Genomic DNA, 23,315 nt, shown 5'->3' on the forward strand with positions numbered 1-23,315 from the left:
CATGGTGAAGAACAGGGTCAACAGGGCCGTTCAGCCAGCGCCTAGTGCCGGCGCATCCACGATCTTCATTCTTGGCCCCATTCTGGGCATGGCCGCAACGCTGGCGGCCTGTGGCGAAACCAAAACGCCGCCGCCAGCCCCTGCGCCGGCCGTACCGGTGCGGGTGGTGAGCGTGGCGCCGGTGAGCGGCGTGACCGAGCTTGATGTGGCCGGCACTGTGCGGCTGAAGCGCGAAACGCCGCTGGCCTTCAACACGCCGGGGCGCATCGCGGCGATCCTGGTGCGCGAAGGTGATCGGGTGCAGCCCGGGCAGTTGCTGGCGCGGCTCGACACCACGGCGCTGGGGGCGAACCAATACGCTGCAGCGGCGGACGTGGTGCGGGCGCGGGCGGACGTGAAGCGCGCTGAGGATCTGTTTGCCAAGGGCTGGGTGACGGCGCCGCGCGTTGAGCAGGCGCGGGCGACGATGGCGGCGGCGCAAGCGCGGGCGCGGGCCGCCGGGTTTGACGTGACATTGGCCAGTTTGCGCGCACCCGCCAGCGGTGTCGTGCTGGCGCGGCCGGGGGAACCGGGCCAGATTGCCCAGCCAGGCCAGGCGATATTGACGATAGGTGAAATGAATCAAGGCTTTGTGCTGCGCTTGCCGCTGGCAGATCGCGATGCGGCACGGGTGCGGCAGGGCATGCCCGCCACTGTGCGTATCCCGGCGCTGGGGGCGGGCACGTTGCAAGGCCAGATCAGCGAAGTGGGCGCGCGCGGCGATGATGGCACCGGCACCTTCCGGGTGGAAGTGAAGTTGCCGGCTAATGGGCGCCTCGCCTCCGGCCAGATAGGCAGCGCCCGGCTGGTGCTCGGCCCGACCGAGCCCGGTGCGCCGATCAGTGTGCCGACAACGGCGGTGTTTTCGGCCCGGGCCGATGAAGGGTTTGTTTATGTCCTTGAACCTGTGACGCGCCGGGTGCGGCAGCGGCAGGTGGCGCTGGGCGCGGTCGGGCCGCAAGGCGTGGTGGTGACTGGTGGCCTGCGGCCCGGCGAGCAGGTGGTGACCACCGGGGTGGACCGGCTGCGTGATGGCCAGGTGATCGAACTGGCGCAGGCAACCGCCAAGTGAACGGCATCATCCGTTTTGCCATTCAGCGCTGGCAGATCACCCTGGTGGTGTTTCTGGCGCTGGCGGCGATGGGGCTTTCGGCCTTCTTCACCATTCCGCGATCGGTTGATCCGCACTTCCCGTCGCCGTTCGTCAACATCGTTGCCACCGTGCCGGGCGCCGAGCCAGCCGACATGGAATCGACCATCGCCAAGCCGATCGAGGACGTGGTGCAGGGGTTGGATGGCATCGTGAAGGTGCAATCGCGCTCGACCGATTCAACCGCCGTGATCACTGCCGAATTCAGCTGGGATGGCGATGCCGAGAAGAACTACGACGAGGTGGTGCGCGAAGTGAACGCCATTCGTTCCAGTCTGCCATCAGCGTTGACGCGCCTGGAATTTCAGAAGACCCGCACCACCGAACCAGCCGTTCTGCAATTCGCTTTGGTCTCGGACACAGCGAGCTATCGTCGGCTGGAAAAGGTTGCCAAGGACCTGCGCGAGCGGCTGATCCGGGTGCCGGGCGTGCGGGCAACACGGGTGTGGGCGCTGCCGCAGCCCGAAATGCGTGTGGCGCTGGATAACGGGCGCATGGCACAACTGGGCATTCCCGTTACTGCCGTTACTGATGCGTTGCGCAGCGGCGGCCAGGATCTACCGCCCGGTGCGGTGCAATCGGGCGATGCCCGGCTGAACGTGCAGGCCGGCGGCGCCTACAAATCGATCGACGAACTGTCGGATGAACCGGTGCGCGCGCAGGATGGCCGCATCGTGCGGGTGAAAGATGTCGCACAGGTCGGCTGGGCCTATGAAGAGCAGCCGCACTTCGGCCGTTACAATGGCAAGCGTGCCGTGTGGGTGACGTTGACCCAGAAGGACGGGCTCAATGTGCTCGATATCCGCGATGCGGCAGTGAAGGCAGCAGATGCATATCGCAGCCAATTGCCGCCCGATGTGCAGATGGTGGTGGGCTTTGACCAAAGCGATGACATCGCCCGCAAGCTGAGCCAATTGGGCCAGGATTTCGCCATCGCGCTGGGCTTGGTGCTGATCACTTTGCTGCCGCTTGGTTGGCGGGCGAGCATCGTGGTGATGGTCTCGGTGCCGTTGAGCCTCGCCATGGGTGTGGCCGTGCTGGGCTGGAGCGGGTTCACGCTCAACCAGTTGGCGATTTCCGGCTTCATCATCGCACTTGGCCTGCTGGTCGACGACAGCATCGTGGTGACGGAGAATATCGCCCGCCATCTGCGCATGGGCAAACCTCGGCAACAGGCGGCCATCGACGGCACCAGCCAGATTGCGGTGGCCGTGATCGGCTGTACCTTCGTGCTGCTGTTTGCTTTTCTGCCGCTGACCATGCTCCCTGAAGGCGCTGGCAAGTTCACACGCAGCCTGCCTGTGGCCGTGCTGGGCACGGTGGCGGCGTCGCTGCTCGTGTCGCTCACGATCGTGCCGTTCCTGGCCAGCCGCATCCTGCCGCGCGAGGAAAGCGAGCACGGCAATGCCTTCCTGCAGGCAGTGAACAAGGGCATCCACCGCTTCTATCAACCGGTGCTGCACTGGGGCCTCACCCATCCGTGGCGGGCGATGGGCGTTTCGACACTTTTGATCGTCTCTGGTTTTGGCTTGGTGCCGCTGATTGGCTCCAGCCTGTTTCCGCCCGCGGAAACGCCCTATTTCCTGGTGCAGGTGACGGCGAGCGAAGGCACCGCGATTCCCGCTACCACCCGCGCCGTGGGCGTGGTTGAAAATGCCTTGAAAGGCGAAGCCGAGGTGCAGGCGGTGATGAGCAACATCGGCCGCGGCAACCCGCAGATCTTCTATAACCAGCGCAGTTTCGATCAGCGCAGCAACATCGGCGAAGTGTTGGTGGTGCTGAAGCGTTGGGACGAGAAGGGCGGTCCGGCGCTGGTGGAGCGACTGCGGGCCAAGTTGGCGGCAGCACCTGACGCGCAATATGTGGTGAAAATCTTCCAGAACGGCCCGCCCATCGACGCGCCGATCCAGATGCGCATCATTGGCCCGGAACTGGATGTGCTGAAACGTCTGGCCGCCGAAACGGAAGCCGTGATGCGTAACGTGCCTGGCACGCGCGATGTGCGCAATCCGGTGGCCGTGGACACGCCGCGTCTTAACCTTGGGTTGGACAGTGATAAGGCCGCCCTGCTCGGTGTCGCGCCAGGCGCGCCGCGCCGCGCCCTGCGGCTGGCGCTGGCCGGAGAGAATGCCGGGCGGTTCCGCGATGTGGAAGGCGACAGCTATAATGTTGTCGTGCGCCTGCCGTTGGACGAACGCCATAACGTGACGGTGCTGGATGATATTTACATGCCGGGCAGCCGGGGTGCAGTGCCGCTGCGCGAGATCGCCCAACCCTTTCTCGATTCCGCGCCGCCTCGCATCAGCCGTGAACGCCAGAGCCGCGTTGTCTATATCGATGCCCAGATCGCGGAGGGTTATCTCACGGCCAAGGTGAATGCGGCGGTGGTGAAGGCCGTGCAGGACCAGGTGAAGCTGCCCGAAGGCTATCGTTTCGACATTGGCGGCGAAGCGGAAACGGCGGCACGCAGTTTCGGCGGGCTGGGCCCCATCATCGCGCTGGCGGTGTTCGGTATCTTGGCGGTGCTGGTGATCGAATTCGGCCGCTTTCGTGAGACATTGGTGGTGGCTGGCGTCATCCCGCTCGGCCTATTTGGCGGGCTGGTGGCGCTGTTCCTCACCGGCAACAGCCTCAGCTACACCGCTGTCATCGGTTTCGTCGCGCTGATCGGGATCGAGATCAAGAACAGCCTTTTGCTGGTCGATTTCACCACACAACTGCGCGAAGCCGGCCGGCCGCTGCGCGAAGCCATCGAGGAAGCCGGCGAGGTGCGTTTCCTGCCCGTGCTGCTTACTAGCGTGACGGCGATCGGTGGCCTGCTGCCGCTGGCGCTGTCCGGCTCCGGCCTTTATTCGCCGCTGGCCTGGGTGATCATCGGCGGGCTGGTATCGTCCACCGTTCTCTCCCGCGTCGTCACGCCGGTGATGTATCTGCTCATCGTGCAGGGCGACAAGGCCAGCACGGCCATTGCAGATTGACAGTCACGGCAAAGATCATGTGAAACTGTGGCAATTTGAAGCAGCGCTTCATTGCGCCTGGGCCATCACAGGTTTATGGCGGGAGCCATGAAGCGTAACGCCGGTCAGGATCTGGAACTCGTGAAGCAGTGGCGGCCCGCCACGCAGATGGTGCGCGGCGGCACCATGCGCACGGAGGTTGGCGAAACCTCCGAAGCCATCTTCATGACGTCGGGCTATTGTTACGACAATGCCGAGGAAGCCGCCGCACGCTTCCGGGGCGAGCGGCCGGGGATGACCTACAGCCGCCTGCAGAACCCCACGGTGGAGATGCTGGAAAAGCGCATCGCCCTGATCGAAGGGGCCGAAGCCGCCCGCGCCACGACCACCGGCATGGCGGCGATGAGCGGCATGCTGCTTTCCACGCTCAGCGCGGGCGATCATCTTGTGGCGGGCCGCGCGCTGTTCGGTTCGTGCCGGGTGCTCGTGGATACGATCCTGCCGCGCTTCGGCATCGAAACCACCACGGTGGACGCCCGCGACGTGGACGCCTGGGCCAAGGCGCGCCGCCCGAACACCAAGGCCTTTTTCCTCGAAACGCCCACCAATCCGGGGCTGGACCTGTGCGACATCCGGGCAATTGCTGATGTTGCCCATGATGCCGGCGCCCTGGTCATGGTGGACAACGCCTTTGCCTCGCCGATCGTGCAGCGCCCGCTGGAGAATGGTGCCGATATCGTGGCCTACAGCGCCACCAAGCTGATGGACGGGCAGGGCCGCGTGCTGGCCGGTGCCGTGGTTGGCAGCGAAAAGTGGATCAACGACACCTATCTGGCATTCGCGCGCCACACCGGGCCCAATCTGTCCCCGTTCAACGCCTGGGTGGTACTGAAGAGCCTTGAAACGCTGGATCTGCGCGTGCGCCGCCAGTGTGACAATGCGCTGAAACTGGCCGCCTGGTTGGAAAGCCGGGTGCCGCGGCTGGTGTATCCCGGCCTGCCCAGCCATCCGCAGCACGCCCTGGCGCTGCGCCAGATGACAGCGGGCGGCACCATCGTCGCCATGCATCTTGATGGCGGCCGGCCCCAGGCGCAGGCGCTGCTCGATGCGCTCACCATCATCGATATTTCCAACAATCTGGGTGATTCCCGCACCCTGATGACGCATCCGGCTAGCACCACCCATGCCAGCGTTTCGGAAGCGGTGCGTGCCGAAATGGGCATCACCGAAGGCATGTTGCGGCTGAGCGTGGGCCTGGAAGACGTGGACGATCTGATCGATGATCTTGATCAGGCGCTGAAATCGGCTGGCCTATGACGGGGATGATCGGCCAGATCTTCCCCTACGCCGAAACCACCGGCGGCATTACCGTGCGTGTCGCTCCCCATTATCTCCCCGATCAATCCGATCCCGAACGCGGCTATTATGTCTGGGCCTATCATGTGCGGGTGGAAAATGCCGGCCTGGTGCCGGTGCGGCTGATGGCGAGGCGCTGGCTGATCACCGATGGCGATGGCCGCACCGAACAGGTGGAAGGCGATGGCGTTGTGGGCGTGCAGCCGCTGATCGCGCCGGGCGGCGCCTATGATTATGTCTCGGGCTGTCCGCTGGCCACCGCGTCGGGCCGCATGCAGGGCCGTTATGTGATGATGGGCGAAGACGGCGTGCGCTACACGGTCGTTATCCCGGCCTTTGCGCTGGACGTGCCAGTCGGCCGCCCGCCAGTGCATTGATTGCGGCGCGCAGGCCAGCCATTCTCTCCCCATGAAGCGCACCCATCTGCCCATGAATGCCCTGCGCGTGTTTGAAGCGGCCGCGCGCCACCTGTCGTTCACGCGCGCTGCCGATGAACTGGCTGTCACCCCGGCGGCCGTGGGCCAGCAGATCCGGGCACTGGAAGAAACGCTGGGCGTCGTGCTGTTTCGCCGGCTGACCCGCAATCTTGAACTCACCCACGAAGCCGAACAGGCACTGCCGTCGCTGCAGCAGGGTTTCCTGGCCTTTGAAGAGGCGGTGCGGGTGATGCAGGCCGGGCAATCCAGCCGCGTGCTTTCCATCGCCGCGCCACGCGCGCTGGTGGCCAAATGGCTCACCGCCCGGCTGGCCGATTATGGCCGGCAGCACCCGGAACTGCGCTTTTCCATCGCCGCCCATGAAGACGGCGAGATGGATTTCACCCAGGCCAATCACGATCTGGCCATCCATTTCGGCGGTGAGCCGCAGGCCGAGGGCATTCATGGCCGCACCATGGGCGATGAACTTTTGATCACGGTGACGGCGCTCGGCACCGGGCCAGACGCGCCCAATATCTTGTCGTGCATCGCACACCCGCTCGATCCCGAAACGCCCTGCGTTGAAAGCGTGCTGACGGTGGCAGACCCTGGCCTTGCTATCGATGCGGCCGCAGCCGGGCTGGGCAAGACGCGGGTGCCAGCCTTGCTGGCCGCCGCAGATCTCGCCTCGGGGCGTATCATCGCGCTCGATGCGGGTGTGCCTGCCGCCGGCGCCTGGTGGCTCACCGCGCCCACGCCGCAATGGCGCCAGGCCAAGGTGCGGGCGCTGGTGGCCTTCCTGATCAACTGAATAAGCCGCGTCAGCAGTTTTCGATCACGTCGCGCCGCCCGGCAGCGGCGGTTTCGCACGCGCGATTGCGGTAATCCGTAACGGGTGGAAACGGCCCGCTCATCCCTCCGAAATGGCCCCATCAACAACTTCATTCTCCGTTGGCAGTCGGTAGCCGGTAATTTCCAGGGCACCTCCGGCATCGGCATGGGCACCGGTGACGGCGGCTTTGATCCAGGCGGTGGCGAGGTGCCGGAACCGGCAACTTGGGCCATGCTGATCGCCGGCTTCGGCTTGGTGGGCGCTGTCGCCCGCCGTCGTCGCGGCGCGCTGAGCGTTTCGGCCTGATCAAGCGCTGATCAAATAATGGCCGGTCTCCAATCGGGGGCCGGCCTCTTTCGTGGTCGCGGCTTGCCGCCTTCGGGCGCGGCACGCACGCGCAGGTCTTGCCAAAGCGGCAGCCTCGCGCCATCGCAACAGATCTACGCACAAACAGGGGCGATGCGATGGTGACGATGCGATCGATTGTGGCAGTGGCGGCTTTGCTGGCGGGCACGTCGCCCGTGCTGGCTGCCGAAGCGCCGCTCACTGCGCTTGCCGCCGGCGTGAGCGAGGCCGAATTGAAGGCCAGCATCACCGCGTTGGTGGGCTTCGGCACCCGCCATTCGGCCAGCGACACCACCAGCCCGACCCGCGGCATTGGCGCCGCCCGCCGCTGGACCGAGAGCCGCTTTCAGGCGTTCAGCGCCGCCTGTGGCAATTGCCTGACTATTGAAAAGCCAGCACAGGTGTTCACCGGTGATCGCCTGCCCAATCCGACCGAGATCGTGGACGTGCTGGCCATCCAGCGCGGCACCACCGATCCGGACCGGTTCATCATCATTTCCGCTCATATCGACAGCCGCAACAGCGATCCCAACGATGCCAAGGGCGATGCGCCGGGCGCCAATGATGATGGCAGCGGCACCGCCGCCGTGATCGAAGCGGCGCGCGTGCTTTCGCAGCACAAGTTCCCTGCCACCGTCGTCTATGCCGTGCTGTCGGGTGAGGAGCAGGGACTGAACGGCGGCAAGGTGCTGGCCGATTACGCCCGCGCTAAGGGCTGGGTGGTTGAAGCTGACCTGAACAACGACATCATTGGGAACAGCACCGGCATTGGCGGCATGAAGGAGTCGGGCCATGTCCGCGTGTTTTCGGAAGGCACCAAGGCCGTGGAAAGCGCCGCTCAGGCCAACCGCCGCCGCTACAACGGGGGTGAGAATGATTCGCCCAGCCGTAACGTGGCGCGCTTCCTCGACCGCCTTGCCGACCACAACATCGATGGCCTGGATGTGAAGATGATCTATCGCACCGACAGGTTCGGCCGCGGCGGCGATCAGACCCGCCTCCTCGAAGCCGGCTATCCGGCGGTGCGCATAACCGAGTCCGTGGAACATTATGACCGGCAGCACCAGAATATTCGGGTGGAAAACGGCCGCGCCTATGGTGATCTCATCCCCGGCGTCGATTTCCAGTATCTTGCCAAGGTGACCAGGTTGAACGTGGCCGCCCTGGCCGCGCTGGCGCGTGCGCCGATGCCGCCGGCCGTCACCATCCAGCGCGACGCCGGTTCCAATACCAAGGTGAGCTGGGCTCCGGTGAAGGGCGCTGCCGGCTACAAGATCTGGTGGCGCGACACCACCGCACCGCAATGGCAATATAGCCGCACCGCCGCGGCCGCTGCCACGTCGCTGGTGCTGGAACATGTGTCGATCGATGATTGGCTGTTTGGCGTTGCCGCCGTGGCCGCCGATGGCAGCGAAAGCCCGATCGCCTATCCGGGCGACGCCGGCAACTTCATCAGCAACCCGCCGTTCCCGTCGCCGCAACCGCGGCCCTGAAGCTGTTCCCGTCACCCCGGCGAAAGCCGGGGTGAGGTGATGGGTCAAGCTCCGGCTATAACCGGGCGACCGATCAACGCCGCCGCATCCGGCGCCAGCATCTGCGCTTGTCCGGTAAGCGGGTGGTGAACGGCGAGCATATTCTGGCTGCGCGCGTGCAGCAGCCACCACTCGCCGTCGCGGGTGAGCAGCAGCGCCGGCCTGCCCGCCACCAGATCGACGGTCAACAGCGGCTCTGCCGGCGAAGGTGGCGCGCCTGCTTCCCAGACGATTTCAACCATTGTTTCCTGATCATCGTCGTTGGCATCGGTCCACGCGCCTGCAACGGCCAGCAGCGCGTCGCGGCCGGTGCGGGCGCCGATGCGGGCCGCCACCTGTTCGGGCGTGAAGCACACGCCGCGCGCTTGCCAGCAGGTGATGAGCGCCGCCACCAGCGGATCGGCAGGCTCTGCCCGCGCTGGGTTGGCGAGCAACAGCGGCAGGGCCAGCAGGATACGGCGATTGATCATGCCAGCAGCCTAGCCGGCTCGGCCCTATCCTGCTAGGCGGCGCGCATCATGTTGTCTGTTCAAAACCTCACCGTTCGCCTTGGCGGGCGCGCCATCATCGACGGCGCCAGCGCTACGCTGCCGCCGCGCGGCTGTGTTGGCCTGATCGGCCGCAACGGCGCCGGCAAATCCACGATGATGAAGGTGATGGCCGGCACCATCGATCCGGATGGCGGCAGCATTGAACGGCCGCGCGGCACAAGGCTGGGCTGGCTGAAGCAGGAAGCCCCAATGGGGCAGGGCACGCCGTTTGAAACCGTGCTGGCCGCCGATACCGAACGCGCTGCGCTGATCGCCGAGGAAGACGCCGGCGCTTCGCCGGAACGTGTGGCCGATATTCACGAGCGGTTGATCGCTATTGATGCTCACACCGCCCCCGCTCGCGCTGCGCGAATCCTGGTGGGCCTGGGTTTTGACGAGGACATGCAGGGCCGTCCGCTCGACAGCTATTCCGGTGGTTGGCGCATGCGTGTGGCGCTGGCGGCGCTGCTGTTCACCCGGCCCGATGTGCTGTTGCTCGACGAACCGTCGAACCACCTCGATCTGGAATCGGCCCTGTGGCTGGAAAATTTCCTGAAATCCTATCCCGGCCTGATCGTACTGATCAGCCACGAGCGTGATCTGCTGAACCGAGTGGCGGGCATGATCCTGCACCTCGAAGGCGGCAAGGTGCAGCTTTACACCGGCAATTACGACAGTTTCGAACGGCAGCGTGCCGAACGGCTGTCGCAACTGGAGGCCGCCCGCACCGCCCAGGCCACGCAGCGCGCCAAGCTGCAGGATTATATCGCGCGCAACAGCGCCCGCGCCTCCACCGCCAAGCAGGCGCAGAGCCGGCAGAAGGCGCTGGCCAAGATGCAGCCGGTTGCCGAAGCGGCCAATGATCCGGCGATGAAGTTCGATTTCCCCAGCCCGGAACCGCTGCGCCCGCCGCTGGTGACGCTGGATCATGCCGATGTCGGCTATGACGGCCGCGCGATCCTGAACAATCTCGATATCCGCCTGGATCCCGATGACCGATTGGCGCTGGTGGGCCGCAACGGCAACGGCAAGACAACGCTGGCCCGGCTGTTGATCGGCCAGTTGCCGACCATGGCGGGCACGCGCTTTGCATCGGGCAAGCTGAAAGTGGGCTATTTCACCCAGTATCAGGTCGAGGAACTGGATGGTGACGCCACGCCGGTGTTGATGATGGGCCGCGCCATGAAGGGCTCCAGCCCCAGCGCCGTACGGGCGCAACTGGGCCGCTTCGGCTTTACTGGCCCGACCGCGGAACAGCGCATCGGCACGATGAGCGGCGGGGAAAAGGCGCGATTGGCGCTGGCGCTCGTCACCCGCGATGCGCCGCACCTGATCGTGCTCGATGAACCGACCAACCACCTCGACATCGATTGCCGCGAAGCCCTGGTGCAGGCGCTGGCCGGCTATGAAGGCGCTGTGGTGGTGGTCAGCCACGATCGGCACGTGATCGAAGCCAGCGCCGATCGGCTTGTGCTGGTTGATGCTGGTCGTGCCGGCACGTTTGACGGCAGTATCGACGATTATGAAACGCTGATTCTAGCCGGCTCCAACGCCAACGCCGCTGCGCCTGCCGCCGCCAAGGCACAACGCATCGATCCCAAGGAAGCCCGGCGCCAGGCCGCGGCCCGCCGGGAAGCTGCCAAGCCGCTGCGCCAGGCGATGCTGGCGGCCGAAGCGCAGATGAACAGGCTGATTGCCGAACGCGAGGCGGTGGACGAGCAGATGACTCAGGCGCCGGCCGACATTACTGCCCTCATGCAGAAGCGCGGCGTGCTCGATGCCGGTATTACGGCCGCTGAGGACGCGTGGGCCGCGGCCAGTGAGGCCTATGACGTGGCAGTGGCGGCGCCTTAAACCTCGATGGAAACGATACGGGTGAGCTCGGTGAGCAGGTTCACCCCGTCCCACACATTGCCGAACGCCAGCGCCTGACCGAAGGGCACGATGCGATCGATACCGTGCGGGCGGGTGGCTGCCAGCATGGTGCGCCAGTCGCCGCCGCTGACGCCAAGGCTGGCGATGGTCTGCCAGTCGCGCTGCACAAGCGGGGCGAGGTCTTCGAGGCGCTCGATGCGGCGTTCGACGAAGAAGCCGTCGCTGGCCAGCCGGGTGAGGCGTGTCATGTCGGGCGTTTCGGTCACGCGCAGGCGATAATCGCTGGTGGCGCGGTGATGCACGGCGCCGGCGGCGTCGAGCATCCGTTCGGCGACCAGTTTGTCCACAGCGGCGCGAGCGGCGAAGGGCTCGCCAGCGGCGGCGATGGCGGATTCCACCAGCGGCCAGAAGGTCGCCTGCGCGGCGGTCACGTTGGCAGCATCACCGCGCCACAACAGCGCCAGCGGTGAGGAGCACGCCTGCTGGCCGAAAGTGACGGCATCGAGCGCGAAGCGGCGCGATGTTCGCCCGCCAGCCCGAAGGCGGTCCGTCAGGCATCGATGGCGTCGGCCTCGATCGAGGTGGCGTGGCTCTGGATGAAGTGGAAACGATGTTCGGGGTTGCGGCCCATCAGTCGCTCCACCAAATCGGCGACATCGGCCCGGCCATCCACATCCTCGGGCAGCTTCACCCGGATCAGGCTGCGGCGGGCCGGATCCATGGTGGTTTCCTTCAACTGCGACGGGTTCATTTCCCCCAGGCCCTTGAAGCGGCTCACCTCCACCTTAGACTTGCCGCTGAACACCGTCTTCATCAACTCGGCGCGGTGGGCATCATCGCGGGCATAGGCAACCGTGCCGCCAGCCGCCAAGCGATAGAGCGGCGGCTGCGCGAGATAAAGCCGGCCATCACGCACCAGGCCCGGCATCTCGCGGAAGAAGAAGGTCATCAGCAGGGTGGCGATATGGGCGCCGTCGACATCGGCATCGGTCATGATGACGATGCGTTCGTAGCGCAGATTTTCCGGGCTGTATTTGTCGCGCGTGCCGCAGCCCATGGCGAGCGTGAGATCGGCGATTTCATTGTTGGCGCCGATCTTGGCCATGTTGGCCGAAGCGACGTTGAGGATCTTGCCACGGATGGGCAGGATCGCCTGGGTGTTGCGATCGCGTGCTTGTTTGGCGCTGCCGCCGGCCGAATCACCTTCCACGATGAACAATTCCGTGCCGACCGCGTCATTGCGGGCGCAATCGGTGAGCTTGCCGGGCAGGCGCAGGCTGGATTTGCTGGTCGCGGTCTTGCGCTTCACCATCATTTCCTGGCGGCGGCGCAGCCGGTCTTCCATGCGCTCCACCACGAAGGCGAGCAGCGCCTTGCCGCGTTCACCATTGGCCACCAGCCAGTGATCGAAATGATCCTTGATGGCGTTTTCCACCAACCGCGTGGCCTCCGGGCTGGTCAGCCGGTCCTTGGTCTGGCTCTGGAACTGCGGATCGCGGATGAACAGCGACAGCATGATCTCCGCGCCGGCAAACACGTCTTCGCCGGAAAGATCGCTGGCCTTCTTGTTGCCGGTGAGGCCGGCATAGTTCTTCAGGCCGCGGGTCAGCGCCAGCCGCAGGCCCGCCTCATGCGTGCCACCATCGGGCGTGGGGATGGTGTTGCAATAGAAACTGGCCGAACCTTCGCCATATTGCGGCCAGGCGCAGGCCCATTCCACCGCACCCATCGGCCGGCCATCTGGGCCAGCTGGCAGATCGGTGCGGCCGGCAAACAGATCGGGCACCACCAGCGGGCGGTTGTCGAGCCGTTCCTTCAGATGATCGGCCAGGCCACCGGGGAAGGTGAAGACGGCCGTTTCCGGCACATCGGGCGTCGCCAGTTCGGGCGCACAGCGCCAGCGGATCTCGACACCGCCGAACAGATAGGCCTTGGACCGGGCCAGCTTATAGAGCCGGGCCGGCTTGAAGCGGGCGTCCTCGCCAAAGATCTCGGCATCGGGGTGGAATTTGACGCTGGTGCCGCGCCGGTTCTGCGTCGGGCCCAGTTCCTCGATCTTGCCTTGCGGAATCCCGCGTGAATAACGCTGGCGATACAGCAGCTTGTTGCGAGCGACTTCCACCACCGTATCGTCTGAAAGGGCGTTGACGACGCTGATGCCCACGCCGTGCAGGCCGCCCGACGTTGCATAGGCCTTGCCGCTGAACTTGCCGCCGGAATGCAGCATGGTCAGAATCACTTCCAGTGCCGATTTGTCGGGAAAGCGCGGGTGCGGATCGACAGGGATGCCGCGGCCATTGTCGGTGATGGTCAGGCTATTGTCGGCCTCGAGCGTCACCTCGATGCGGCTGGCGTGGCCTGCCACCGCTTCATCCATGGCGTTGTCGAGCACTTCGGCGGCGAGATGGTGAAGCGCGCGTTCGTCGGTGCCGCCGATATACATGCCGGGGCGGCGGCGGACGGGTTCGAGCCCCTCCAGCACCTCGATATGGCTGGCATCATATTCGGCGGAGCTTTGCGTGGCAGCGAACAGATCGGACATGGCCACTGTATAGGGCGCCGCCGCGCGGGCCGCCAGCGGCTAGGCCTGTTTGACCGGGTGCGACAATTTTTTTTGGCCGTACGCCATTTCGCGCATTGTTCTGTAACATTGTGCGGTGCAATAAAGCGATGCCGATATGGCGATCCTCCCCAAGGATTTACTAGGGCCGAAACTCAGGTTTCGGCCCTTTTTTTCAATCTTTAGCGTTGGTTGGTTGGAATCAAGGGAGCGGTTCAGCGACCGCACGGGAATGGTGCGCTGCACAAAAAGGCGCACCTTCCTCGTTCGGAACTGGGTGGAGCGTGATCCGTCGCCCGCAGCCAGCCGGTGGCACTTCGGCCCCGAGCGAACCGGCCACTGCACCTTCTGCTTGAATGCCGCCACCGCCATTTTGCCACTATCGCCGGTTGCCTTGACCATGGTTCAGCAAACGTCTGAACGCTTCATCTGACGGGCGCCCGTCAGAGTTTGAGTGCAGAGGGAAAAATGAGGATGTTCGACAGTTTGCCGGGTTCGGCCAAGCGTGCCGCTGCCGCCTTGCTGCCTGCCCTATTGCTGGCCACGCCCGTCTTGGCCGCTGACGCGGCGCCGGTTCCCGACAAGGGCGACACCGCGTGGATGATGGTCTCCACATTGCTGGTGCTGCTGATGATCCTGCCCGGGCTGCAGCTGTTCTACGGCGGCCTCACCCGCACCAAGAACATGCTTTCCACCATGACGCAGATCGGCGCCGCCACTTGCCTGGCCATGCTGATGTGGGTGGTTTTCGGCTATTCGCTGACCTTCGGGCCCGAAGCTGTCGGTGCGTTGAAGCCGTTCATTGGCGGCCTTGATCGGCTGTTCCTGGCTGGCATCACGCCGGCGTCCACCGCCGCGACCTTTACCGCTGGTGTTGTCATCCCCGAATATGTCTTCGTCTGCTTCCAGATGACCTTCGCCGCCATTACCGTCAGCCTCGTGCTCGGTTCGGTGGTGGAGCGCATCAAGTTTTCGGCCGTGCTGATCTTCACCCTGGTGTGGCTGCCGATCGTCTATCTGCCGATCGCGCATATGGTGTGGGCCTCGTCGGGCATGTTCTTCACCATGGGTGCGCTCGATTTTGCCGGCGGCACCGTGGTGCACATTAATGCCGGCGTGTCGGCGCTGGTAGCGGCGATCATCCTGGGCAAGCGCATCGGCTATGGCCGCGAGATCATGGCGCCGCATTCGCTCACGCTCACTTTGGTGGGCACCGGCATGTTGTGGGTCGGCTGGTTCGGGTTCAACGCCGGCTCGGCGCTGGAAGCCAATGGCTCGGCGGCGCTGGCGATGATCAACACGTTCGTGGCCACGGCCTCTGGCGGGCTGGCCTGGCTGGCGGTGGAGAAAATCGCCGGTCACAAGCCGTCGGCGCTGGGCTTGGCGTCCGGCATCATCGCTGGCCTGGTGGCCATTACCCCGGCGGCTGGCCTGGCCGGCCCGATGGGCGCCATTCTGCTCAGCGCCGCGGCGTCGGCCGTCTGCTATGCCGCAGTGACCACGCTCAAACCGCGCTTTGGCTATGACGATTCGCTCGATGCGTTCGGGATTCACGGGGTTGGCGGCATTGTTGGCGCGGTTGGCACGGGCGTTGTGGCCTCGCCGGCGCTGGGTGGGCAGGGGGCGGCGGATTTCGACATGGCCGGCCAGATCGGTGTGCAGCTGGCGGCGGTGGGGACGACGATCGTGTGGGCCACCATTGGCACTGTGGTTGCGGTTTACGTCGCCAAGGCGGTGACGGGCCTGCGTGTCAGCAGCGACGTTGAGCGCGAGGGGCTCGATCTGGCCGAGCATGGCGAGCGGGCGTATAATCCATGAGGTGAGCCGGGGGCTTATTTGCCTCTGGCCTTTTTACCAAAGTTCCCGCTCAGGCTGAGCTTGTCGAAGCCGGCTTGCGCTTGGCACTGAAACGCGGGCCTGCGGGAAGGGCACGGCCGGCGGCTAAGCCGCCGAGTCCGTGCTGGGTTTTCAGAAAGGAAAGAAGGAAGAGCGCGGCAAAGCCGCGCCGTCGGACGAATCAAAAAAGGCGGCCTGTGGGGGCCGCCTTTTTCGTTCGCCGTCCGAGCTTTGACGAGCCGGGGCGTAACGCTGCGCGTTACGCCCGCGCCGTCATGCGCTGTAATACATATCAAACTCAACCGGCGCCGGCGTCATTTCCCAGCGCATCACTTCTTCCATCTTCAATTCGATGTACGAATCGATCTGGTCGTCAGTGAACACACCGCCCTTGGTGAACACGGCGCGGCTCTTGTCCAGAGCAGCGAGCGCTTCCCGCAGCGAGGCGCACACGGTCGGCACCTTCTTCAGTTCGCGCGGCGGCAGGTCGTAAAGGTTCTTGTCCATGGCCGGGCCGGGGTGGATGCGGTTTTCGATGCCATCCAGACCGGCCATCAGGAGCGCGGTATAGGCCAGGTACGGGTTGGCCAGCGCATCCGGGAAGCGCACTTCGACGCGCTTGGACTTGGTGCCGGTGCCATAGGGGATGCGGCACGAAGCCGAACGGTTGCGGCTGGAGTAAGCCAGCAGCACCGGGGCTTCGAAGCCGGGCACCAAGCGCTTGTAGCTGTTGGTGCCGGGGTTGGTGAAGGCGTTGCAGGCCTTGGCGTGCTTGATGATACCGCCAATGAAGAACAGCGCCATCTCGCTGAGGCCGGCGTATTGATCGCCAGCGAACAGCGGGGTCTTGCCGTTCCAGATCGAAAGGTGGGTATGCATGCCGCTGCCGTTGTCGTCCTTGATCGGCTTGGGCATGAAGGTCGCGGTCTTGCCATAGGCATGGGCTACCTGGTGCACGACGTACTTGTACACTTGCATGCGATCGGCCGTTTCGACCAACTTGCCGAACGTCAGGCCCAGTTCGTGCTGGGCGCTGGCCACTTCGTGGTGGTGCTTGTCGCAAGGCAGGCCCATTTCCAGCATGGTGGCAACCATTTCGGCGCGCAGATCAACGGCGCTGTCCACCGGGGCGCAGGGGAAATAACCACCCTTGGCGCGCGGACGGTGGGCCATGTTGCCCTGCTCATACTGGCGGCCGCTGTTGGTCGGCAGTTCGATATCGTCGAGGTGGAAGAAGCCTTCGTTGTAACCCAGTCCGAAACGCACATCGTCGAACACGAAGAACTCGGCTTCCGGGCCGACATAGACGGTATCGCCGATGCCACTGGCCTTCAGATAGGCTTCGCCGCGCTTGGCGGTGGAGCGCGGATCGCGGCCATAAAGCTGGCCGGTCGACGGTTCGACGATGTCGCAGACCAGGATCATCATCGGGGTGGCCGAGAAGGGATCGATATAGGTCGCATCCAGATCCGGCATCAGGATCATGTCGCTTTCGTTGATCGCCTTCCAGCCGGCAATCGAGGAACCGTCAAACATGAAACCGTCGTTGAGCATGTCTTCGTCGATGACGCCCGACACCATGGTCAAATGCTGCCACTTGCCCTTGGGATCGGTGAAGCGCAGATCGACCCACTCGATCTCCTTCTCCTTGATCATCGCCAGAATGTCAGCAGCCGTGGTCATTGGGTCTTCCCTCGTTGTTTTTTGGGTGTTGTCGAATCAGCCGGTAAACTCAGATCGCGTCGCTGTCGCGCTCGCCGGTGCGGATGCGTACTGCCATTTCGATGGGGGACACGAAAATCTTGCCGTCGCCGATGCGCCCGGTGCGCGCCGCGTTGGTGATGGCATCCACCACCCGCTCCACCTGGTCATCGTCCACGACAACCTCCAGTTTCACCTTGGGCAGGAAATCCACCACATATTCGGCGCCGCGATACAGTTCCGTGTGGCCTTTCTGGCGGCCGAACCCCTTGGCTTCGGTGACGGTGATCCCGGACACGCCCACTTCATGCAGCGCTTCCTTCACTTCATCCAGCTTGAACGGCTTGATGACAGCTTCGATCTTTTTCACGACCCATCCTCGCCTGTAACGGCATGATCAACGCACACCCGTGGCGATAACCACGAGCCGGACGGCAACTCAATGCGCTTTTTGAAAATGCCGCGCTACCGGTATTTCCCTCATATGCCGCCGATTTTTGCACCGGAATCAGACGGTGGTGGCATAGCCGCCATCAACGGTCACAACACTGCCGCACAGGAAATCGCTGGCCCGGCTAGACAGGAACAGCGCCACCCCGGCCATGTCGTCGGGGGTGCCCCAGCGTTGCATCGGCGTGGCGGCGCGGAACGCCTCGCGGAACTCCTCGGCGATGGCGGCGGTCATCTTCGATGGGAAGAACCCCGGCGCGATGGCGTTCACGCTGATATGCCGTTTGGCGAGGAACTTGGCCATCATCCGCGTCATGTGCAGTACGCCGGCCTTTGACGCGGCATAGCTGTAGGTTTCCAGATCAGAGACATGCTGGCCATCGATCGAGCCGATGTTGATCACCTTGGCCAGATTGCCAGGGCCGGCGGCAGCCTCCAGCAGCGGCGCCAGTTTCTGGGTGAGGAAGAAGACGGATTTCACGTTGATGTCCATCACCTTGTCCCAGCCGGCTTCCGGGAATTCGTCGAAACCGGCCCCCCACGAGGCGCCGGCATTGTTGAACAAAACATCGACCTTGGGCGTGACAGCGGCGACGGCGGCGGCAAACCGCTCGATCTCCGCCATCTGGCTGAGATCCGCCGGGATGGCGGTGCAGGCCGGGCCAAGCTGGGCGGCGAGCCCTTCGCAGTCGCTGATCTTGCGGCTGGTGATGATGACCCTGGCGCCGTTCTCGATCAGCGCGCGGGCGATCATCTCGCCAATGCCGCGGCTGCCGCCGGTGACGACGGCGGTCTTGCCGGCGACGCTGAACAGGGATTCGATCTTCATGTGGCAGAGGCTCCGATGATTTCGCCGGCGGCGCGGGCGCGATCAAGCCGCGTGGCTTCGGCCTTGGGCAGCAGGCGGTAGACGAAATAGAGGCAGATGATGGTAAAGGGGGCCATCAACAGCAATGCCAGCACGCCGGTGCCAAGGCTGCCGCTGACCTTCGACACAAAGCCGGTGAACCACGGCCCCAGGCCCAACCCGAACAGCGTGGTGCCGATGAAGAAGGTGGCGGTCGCCGCACCGCGCATGCGTGGCATCACCAGATCCTGCGTCGTGGCAGCTGCCACACCGACGTACATGGAACCAAAAACGGTGGTGGGCGCAAAGCACAGGAAAAAGATCGCCAAATCGCTGGTCGTATACTGCATCCAGATGAAGGGCGCCGGCACCAGCGTGGCCAGCGCACCCACCATGATGCGCCCGGAAGGATGGCGCTTCTTGGCCCAATCGCCCAGCACGCCGCCAAGGATGGTGCCGACAAAGCCGCCTAGCGCGCCGCCGCCGCCCAAGATGAAGGCCACCGATTCCTTGGTGGCATACCAGGGGATGGGTTCGCCGCTGGCCAGCATCGGTTCGGCAAAGGTGCGCAGGGCATAAGGCGCTGCCCAGAAGCCGACCGAATAGCCGACGAAACTGATCGAACCGAAGCCCAGGATAGTGAGCACGAAGGCCGGCGTGCCCCAGATCATCTCATAGGTTGGCTTGTCGCGGCGCTTGATCGATTGCGCCCAGCTGAGCACGGCATAAAGGCCAGTGCCAACGGCAAGGAACTGCGGGATCTCGCCCGTGAAATGCACCAGCGTCGCCACCAGTCCGGCAACCAGGGCCAGCACGGCGACATTTTCCATCAGCGCACGGCGACCGAGCAGCGCCATGTTGATGAGGGTGAGCGGCGGGATGACGCTGGCCAGATCGGCGAGGAAATTGCGGATGATCGTCTTGCCCGGCATCGGCACAGGTGGCGGCAGGCCATCGGCGCGGCCGCGGATCGGTTCGATGAGAGTCGCCACCCACAAGGCCAGCAACAGCCCGGGGATGCCCACAGCCATGAACGCCGCCTGCCAGCCGACCAAACCCAGCGGACCACCACCGGGATAGGCCGTGTTCCAGCCCTTCACCACCACCGCGCCGATCAGCAGCGAAACGCCGCCGCCCAGATACAGGCCGGCGGCATAAATGGAGATGGCGGTGGCGCGGCGGGCCTTGGGGAACCAATCGGAAATCATCGAATAGGCCGACGGGCCGGCCGCAGCTTCACCAACACCAACGCCAATGCGGGCGAGCGAAAGCTGGCTGAAGCTGCCGGCGAGGCCTGACATCGCCGTCATCCCCGACCACAGTGTGAGGCCCAGCGCCAGCAGCCGTGTGCGCACCCAGTTATCCGCCAGCCGGCCAATCGGCACCCCGAACAACGCGTAAAACACCGCAAAGGCCGTGCCATAGAGGAAGCCTAACTGTGCATCGGTGAGATCGAGGTCGCGCTTGATGTCTTCAGCAAGGATCGACAGGATCTGCCGATCGATGAAGTTCATCACATACACCAGGACGAGCAGCGCCAACACATACCAGGCATAAGGACCGCCGACCGGTGGAACCGGCTTTCCGGTCTCAGCATCGTTGTCGTGTTCGGCCATGCGCTGTGCTCACCCCAAGGCTGCCGGGGCGTCTGCGACCCCAATTCAGCGCAAAGGCTTATCAGCCGTCCCGGCGGCTGTCACCCATCACATCGGCAAAGGAAAGCTGGCCATCGAACAGGGCGCGCACCACCAGTTCGGTGCGGGTGGCAACGCCATAGCGCGTCTTGGCGGCCTCAAGATATTTGTGGACCGTGCCGCCCGACAGGCCGAGCAACTGGCCCGCCACCCAGTTGGACTTGCCACGCGCGGCCAACACCAGGCAATCGAGCTGGCGTTGCGTCAGTTTCGGGCCTTCGGGCGGATCATTGCCTTCCAGTTGCAGCGAGTCCGACGGCAGTTCGCGGCCTTGGGCCATCACGAAGCTGACGAGGCCCGAGGCCTGGCCGGGTACATGGATCGGCACGGTGTAGCCCTCTGCCAGCCCGGCGGCGCGCGCCTAGGTCATGTAGGCCTTGTGACGGCTGGACAGCGGCATGATGCTATCAAGCCGGCTCCAGGCAAAGGGAGTGACGCTGCGTTCACAGGCCAACAGCACCGGATCATCGGCGACGCGGCCGCTGGGCACCAGATTGTCGACCCAGTGATCAGGAAAATCGGTGAGCCGCACCGGTCCAAGCCGGTCGGGCGCGTTGATTCGTTGCGCCAGCGCGAAATGATCGAACTGAAAGGCGCGCGTGGCATCCTTCAGCACCAGACCGATGTCGGTCAGGCTGGGCGCGGTGCGCACGGCGCGCACAAACGTCTGGACATCCTGGAAACTGCTCACACACGCCCCCGTGCACCATCATGCGACGCCCTGCCCGCGCGCGATTGCCTTGCCCCGCTCTTCAGCCGGGCCTATCTCGGGTGCCCCACCACCTCCAGATCACTATAGAATCAACACAAGACTTAGACAACGAGGTATATATGACGCATGATATCGCTATCATTGCTGGCGGCTGTTTCTGGTGCACTGAAGCAGTTTTCAATGAACTGAAGGGCATCGAAGCGGTTGAATCCGGCTATATCGGCGGCCACAAGGACATGCCCAACTATGAACAGGTGTGCAGCGGCACCACCGGCCATGCCGAAGCCGTGCGCATTGTTTATGATGCGGACATCATCAGCTATGCCGAACTGCTCGACATCTTCTTCCACACCCATGATCCGACCACGCTGAACCGGCAGGGCGGCGATACCGGCACCCAGTATCGTTCGGCGATCTTCCCGCAGAACGGTGTGCAGGCCGGCGAAGCCGAAGCTGCCATCGCCCGTAACCAAGCAAGCTGGGACAATCCGATCGTGACGACGGTCGAGCCGAACGCGCCGTGGTGGCCGGCTGAAGCCTATCACCAGCGCTATTTCGAGAACAATGGCACCAAGAACGGCTATTGCGTTGCGGTGGTCGGCCCGAAACTGGCCAAGTTCCGCAAGGGTTATGCAGCCCGGCTGAAGGGCCGGTAACTCACTCCACGGTCACCGACTTGGCTAGGTTGCGCGGTTGATCCACATCCGTGCCCTTGGCCAAGGCGACGTGATAGGCCAGCAACTGCACCGGAATGGCGGTGACCAGAGGGCTGATGAACGGATCGACGGCCGGCAGCGTCACCGCAGTCATCGTGCCTTGACCGTGGGTCGCCACGCCTTCTGCATCAGACAGCAGCACCACCTGACCGCCGCGCGCCATCACTTCCTGCATGTTGGAGACGGTCTTTTCAAAGCGCGGACCGCTGGGTGCAATGACGATCACCGGCACATGTTCATCGATCAGCGCGATCGGGCCGTGCTTCAACTCGCCGGCGGCATAACCCTCGGCGTGGATGTAGCTGATTTCCTTTAGCTTCAGCGCGCCTTCCAGCGCCATCGGATAATCCGGACCACGGCCGATATAGAGAATGTCGCGTGCCTTGGCCAAGGTGGGGGCCAGCGCCGCAATCGCGTCCTCGCACTTCAGCGCATTGTTCATCGCCGCCGGCACTTCGGTGAGCAGATGGACGAGGCGGGCTTCTTCGGCCGCATCGACGCGGCCCTTGGCCTTGCCCAGCGCGATGGCGAAGGCGGCCAAAACGGCAAGCTGGCAGGTGAAGGCCTTGGTAGACGCAACGCCGACTTCCGGGCCGGCGTGGGTGGGCAGCAGCAACTGCGTCTCGCGCGCCATCGTGGAGGTGGCGACATTGACGACCGCCGCCACCATCTGGCCGCCAGCCAGCGCATGGCGCAGCGCGGCCAGCGTGTCGGCGGTTTCGCCCGACTGGCTAATGAACAGGCACAGGCCCCCGTCTTCATAGACCGGGTCGCGGTAGCGATATTCCGAGGCGTTCTCGATGCTGACCGGAACCCGGGCCAGTTGTTCCAGCCAGTAACTGGCGACATGGCCGGCCAGCAGTGCCGTGCCGCATGCCACGATCTGGACGCGCTTCACATTGGCGAGATCGAATGGCAGGCCGGGCAGGGCGATGGTTTCCGCCAGTGGGTCGAGATAGGCGCCCAATGTTTGCGCCACCACGATCGGCTGTTCATGGATTTCCTTTTCCATGTAATGGCGGTGGTTGCCCTTCTCGATCACCGCGGCGCTGGCCGACGAGGTGATGAAGGCGCGGTCCACCGGCTGGTCATCGGCGTCGAACATGGCGACGCTGTCGGCCGTCAGCCGCACCCAGTCGCCTTCTTCCAGATAGGCGATGCGGTTGGTGAAGGGGGCCAGGCCGAGCGCGTCGGAGCCCAGGAACATCTCACCGTCGCCGCGGCCGACCACCAGCGGCGAGCCACGCCGGGCGCCGTAGATGACGCCGGGGTGGTTGCGGAACAATATGGCAAAGCTGAAGGCACCGTGCAGCCGCTTGAGCGTTGCCGCCACCGCCGCATCCGGCGTGGCACCGCCGGCCAGCTCCAGCTCCAGCAGGTGGGCGACGACTTCGGTATCGGTGTCGCTGCTCAAAGTGCGCCCGGCGGCTAGCACTTCGGCGCGCAGCGGCTTGAAATTCTCGATGATGCCGTTGTGGACCAGGCAGACATTTTCGGTGGCATGCGGGTGGGCATTGTCGCGGGTTGGTGCGCCGTGGGTGGCCCAGCGGGTGTGGGCGATGCCGATGCTGGCGGGCAGGGGATCAAGCACAAGTTCGCGGGCCAGGTTGGCCAGTTTGCCCGGCGCGCGCCGCCGGTCCATCACGCCGTCGTGGATGGTGGCAATCCCGGCGCTGTCATAGCCGCGATACTCAAGCCGCCTGAGGCCATCGACAAGTCGATCCGCCACCGGCTCACCCGAAACAATGCCGATGATGCCGCACATGG

19 protein-coding genes and 2 pseudogenes are annotated in these 23,315 nt (G+C 64.5%); 10 read left to right on the forward strand and 11 right to left on the reverse strand.

Annotated elements, in window-relative coordinates; all coding sequences use genetic code 11:
* Window positions 1-88 precede the first annotated feature (88 nt).
* From G566_RS0110045 to G566_RS0110075, 7 genes and pseudogenes are all read left to right on the forward strand, one after another.
* Window positions 89-1,111 (forward strand): efflux RND transporter periplasmic adaptor subunit, encoded by a 1,023-nt coding sequence (locus tag G566_RS0110045; protein ID WP_022680544.1) that lies wholly within the window; start codon window positions 89-91, stop codon window positions 1,109-1,111.
* Entirely contained in the window at window positions 1,108-4,167 is a 3,060-nt protein-coding gene (locus G566_RS0110050) for an efflux RND transporter permease subunit (RefSeq protein WP_022680545.1), read from the forward strand. Before G566_RS0110045 ends, G566_RS0110050 begins: the two co-directional genes overlap by 4 nt.
* 87 nt (window positions 4,168-4,254) lie before the next feature.
* Window positions 4,255-5,463 (forward strand): O-succinylhomoserine sulfhydrylase, encoded by a 1,209-nt coding sequence (gene metZ, locus G566_RS0110055; RefSeq protein ID WP_022680546.1) that lies wholly within the window; start codon window positions 4,255-4,257, stop codon window positions 5,461-5,463.
* A gap of 5 nt (window positions 5,464-5,468) precedes the next feature.
* Complete coding sequence (apaG, locus tag G566_RS0110060; protein ID WP_022680547.1) at window positions 5,469-5,879, forward strand: Co2+/Mg2+ efflux protein ApaG; 411 nt, start codon at window positions 5,469-5,471, stop codon at window positions 5,877-5,879.
* A gap of 31 nt (window positions 5,880-5,910) precedes the next feature.
* Window positions 5,911-6,729, forward strand: a complete 819-nt coding sequence (locus tag G566_RS0110065; protein WP_022680548.1) for a LysR family transcriptional regulator — start codon at window positions 5,911-5,913, stop codon at window positions 6,727-6,729.
* A gap of 222 nt (window positions 6,730-6,951) precedes the next feature.
* Window positions 6,952-7,056, forward strand: a pseudogene (locus G566_RS15145) (PEPxxWA-CTERM sorting domain-containing protein); the annotation flags it as partial.
* A gap of 158 nt (window positions 7,057-7,214) precedes the next feature.
* Window positions 7,215-8,588 carry a M20/M25/M40 family metallo-hydrolase gene (locus G566_RS0110075; RefSeq protein ID WP_022680550.1) on the forward strand — a complete coding sequence of 458 codons (1,374 nt, stop codon included), beginning with the start codon at window positions 7,215-7,217 and terminating at the stop codon, window positions 8,586-8,588.
* Between the two features lie 44 nt (window positions 8,589-8,632).
* Here G566_RS0110075 and G566_RS0110080 read toward each other — a convergent pair whose 3' ends face one another.
* A complete protein-coding gene (locus G566_RS0110080) occupies window positions 8,633-9,097 on the reverse strand; it encodes a hypothetical protein (RefSeq protein WP_022680551.1) in 465 nt (154 codons plus the stop codon).
* 48 nt (window positions 9,098-9,145) lie between these two features.
* On the opposite strand from G566_RS0110080, the gene G566_RS0110085 reads away from it, so the two are divergent.
* A complete protein-coding gene (locus G566_RS0110085; protein ID WP_022680552.1) occupies window positions 9,146-11,011 on the forward strand; it encodes an ABC-F family ATP-binding cassette domain-containing protein in 1,866 nt (621 codons plus the stop codon).
* On the opposite strand, the gene G566_RS0110090 is transcribed toward G566_RS0110085, so the two are convergent.
* From G566_RS0110090 to G566_RS15430, 3 genes are read right to left on the reverse strand one after another with little or no spacing between them, the layout of a single operon-like run.
* Window positions 11,008-11,586, reverse strand: a complete 579-nt coding sequence (locus G566_RS0110090) for an acyl-CoA reductase (protein ID WP_084706846.1) — start codon at window positions 11,584-11,586, stop codon at window positions 11,008-11,010. The two genes, G566_RS0110085 and G566_RS0110090, sit on opposite strands and share 4 nt — an antisense overlap.
* Window positions 11,583-13,574 (reverse strand): DNA topoisomerase IV subunit B, encoded by a 1,992-nt coding sequence (gene parE / locus G566_RS0110095; protein ID WP_022680554.1) that lies wholly within the window; start codon window positions 13,572-13,574, stop codon window positions 11,583-11,585. The genes G566_RS0110090 and parE overlap by 4 nt, the downstream gene beginning before the upstream one ends.
* Window positions 13,575-13,613: 39 nt before the next feature.
* The gene (locus G566_RS15430) at window positions 13,614-13,994 is read right to left on the reverse strand and encodes a hypothetical protein (protein ID WP_022680555.1); all 381 of its coding nucleotides are present in this window, start codon (window positions 13,992-13,994) and stop codon (window positions 13,614-13,616) included.
* A gap of 66 nt (window positions 13,995-14,060) precedes the next feature.
* Here G566_RS15430 and G566_RS0110105 point away from each other — a divergent pair, with 66 nt between their 5' ends.
* The gene (locus tag G566_RS0110105; protein WP_029131529.1) at window positions 14,061-15,410 is read left to right on the forward strand and encodes an ammonium transporter; all 1,350 of its coding nucleotides are present in this window, start codon (window positions 14,061-14,063) and stop codon (window positions 15,408-15,410) included.
* A 291-nt stretch (window positions 15,411-15,701) separates the two neighbouring features.
* Here G566_RS0110105 and glnA read toward each other — a convergent pair whose 3' ends face one another.
* From glnA to G566_RS0110135, 6 genes and pseudogenes are all read right to left on the reverse strand, one after another.
* Window positions 15,702-17,111: a type I glutamate--ammonia ligase gene (gene glnA / locus G566_RS0110110; RefSeq protein ID WP_022680557.1), complete on the reverse strand. Its 1,410-nt coding sequence runs from the start codon at window positions 17,109-17,111 to the stop codon at window positions 15,702-15,704.
* 49 nt (window positions 17,112-17,160) lie between these two features.
* On the reverse strand, window positions 17,161-17,499 hold the full coding sequence (locus G566_RS0110115) for a P-II family nitrogen regulator (protein ID WP_017667505.1): 339 nt from the start codon (window positions 17,497-17,499) through the stop codon (window positions 17,161-17,163).
* 138 nt (window positions 17,500-17,637) lie between these two features.
* Window positions 17,638-18,408 (reverse strand): SDR family oxidoreductase, encoded by a 771-nt coding sequence (locus G566_RS0110120; RefSeq protein WP_022680558.1) that lies wholly within the window; start codon window positions 18,406-18,408, stop codon window positions 17,638-17,640.
* Window positions 18,405-20,042, reverse strand: a complete 1,638-nt coding sequence (locus G566_RS0110125; protein WP_022680559.1) for a spinster family MFS transporter — start codon at window positions 20,040-20,042, stop codon at window positions 18,405-18,407. Before G566_RS0110125 ends, G566_RS0110120 begins: the two co-directional genes overlap by 4 nt.
* Before the next feature lie 61 nt (window positions 20,043-20,103).
* The gene (locus tag G566_RS0110130) at window positions 20,104-20,400 is read right to left on the reverse strand and encodes a response regulator transcription factor (RefSeq protein ID WP_243442443.1); all 297 of its coding nucleotides are present in this window, start codon (window positions 20,398-20,400) and stop codon (window positions 20,104-20,106) included.
* Window positions 20,377-20,811, reverse strand: a pseudogene (locus tag G566_RS0110135) (autoinducer binding domain-containing protein); the annotation flags it as partial. The pseudogene G566_RS0110135 and the gene G566_RS0110130, both read right to left, overlap by 24 nt.
* A gap of 140 nt (window positions 20,812-20,951) precedes the next feature.
* Here G566_RS0110135 and msrA point away from each other — a divergent pair.
* Window positions 20,952-21,488 (forward strand): peptide-methionine (S)-S-oxide reductase MsrA, encoded by a 537-nt coding sequence (gene msrA, locus G566_RS0110140; RefSeq protein ID WP_022680562.1) that lies wholly within the window; start codon window positions 20,952-20,954, stop codon window positions 21,486-21,488.
* A gap of 1 nt (window position 21,489) precedes the next feature.
* Here the strand turns inward: msrA and glmS are convergent, their stop codons facing one another.
* The gene (gene glmS, locus G566_RS0110145) at window positions 21,490-23,313 is read right to left on the reverse strand and encodes a glutamine--fructose-6-phosphate transaminase (isomerizing) (protein WP_022680563.1); all 1,824 of its coding nucleotides are present in this window, start codon (window positions 23,311-23,313) and stop codon (window positions 21,490-21,492) included.
* Window positions 23,314-23,315 lie beyond the last annotated feature (2 nt).

Origin of the sequence: Sandarakinorhabdus limnophila DSM 17366 (genome assembly GCF_000420765.1) — a bacterium.
Taxonomy (GTDB): Bacteria; Pseudomonadota; Alphaproteobacteria; order Sphingomonadales; family Sphingomonadaceae; genus Sandarakinorhabdus; species Sandarakinorhabdus limnophila.

Excerpts from the sequence above, each read along its gene's own strand:
- glmS (WP_022680563.1), bottom strand. The coding sequence starts at position 23,313 with ATGTGCGGCATCATCGGCATTGTTTCGGGTGAGCCGGTGGCGGATCGA.
- G566_RS0110105 (WP_029131529.1), top strand. The coding sequence starts at position 14,061 with ATGAGGATGTTCGACAGTTTGCCGGGTTCGGCCAAGCGTGCCGCTGCC.
- G566_RS0110125 (WP_022680559.1), bottom strand. The coding sequence starts at position 20,042 with ATGGCCGAACACGACAACGATGCTGAGACCGGAAAGCCGGTTCCACCG.
- parE (WP_022680554.1), bottom strand. The coding sequence starts at position 13,574 with ATGTCCGATCTGTTCGCTGCCACGCAAAGCTCCGCCGAATATGATGCC.
- metZ (WP_022680546.1), top strand. The coding sequence starts at position 4,255 with ATGAAGCGTAACGCCGGTCAGGATCTGGAACTCGTGAAGCAGTGGCGG.
- G566_RS0110080 (WP_022680551.1), bottom strand. The coding sequence starts at position 9,097 with ATGATCAATCGCCGTATCCTGCTGGCCCTGCCGCTGTTGCTCGCCAAC.
- G566_RS0110120 (WP_022680558.1), bottom strand. The coding sequence starts at position 18,408 with ATGAAGATCGAATCCCTGTTCAGCGTCGCCGGCAAGACCGCCGTCGTC.
- glnA (WP_022680557.1), bottom strand. The coding sequence starts at position 17,111 with ATGACCACGGCTGCTGACATTCTGGCGATGATCAAGGAGAAGGAGATC.
- G566_RS15430 (WP_022680555.1), bottom strand. The coding sequence starts at position 13,994 with ATGGTCAAGGCAACCGGCGATAGTGGCAAAATGGCGGTGGCGGCATTC.
- G566_RS0110130 (WP_243442443.1), bottom strand. The coding sequence starts at position 20,400 with ATGGCCCAAGGCCGCGAACTGCCGTCGGACTCGCTGCAACTGGAAGGC.
- G566_RS0110065 (WP_022680548.1), top strand. The coding sequence starts at position 5,911 with ATGAAGCGCACCCATCTGCCCATGAATGCCCTGCGCGTGTTTGAAGCG.
- apaG (WP_022680547.1), top strand. The coding sequence starts at position 5,469 with ATGATCGGCCAGATCTTCCCCTACGCCGAAACCACCGGCGGCATTACC.
- G566_RS0110085 (WP_022680552.1), top strand. The coding sequence starts at position 9,146 with ATGTTGTCTGTTCAAAACCTCACCGTTCGCCTTGGCGGGCGCGCCATC.
- msrA (WP_022680562.1), top strand. The coding sequence starts at position 20,952 with ATGACGCATGATATCGCTATCATTGCTGGCGGCTGTTTCTGGTGCACT.
- G566_RS0110075 (WP_022680550.1), top strand. The coding sequence starts at position 7,215 with ATGGTGACGATGCGATCGATTGTGGCAGTGGCGGCTTTGCTGGCGGGC.
- G566_RS0110045 (WP_022680544.1), top strand. The coding sequence starts at position 89 with ATGGCCGCAACGCTGGCGGCCTGTGGCGAAACCAAAACGCCGCCGCCA.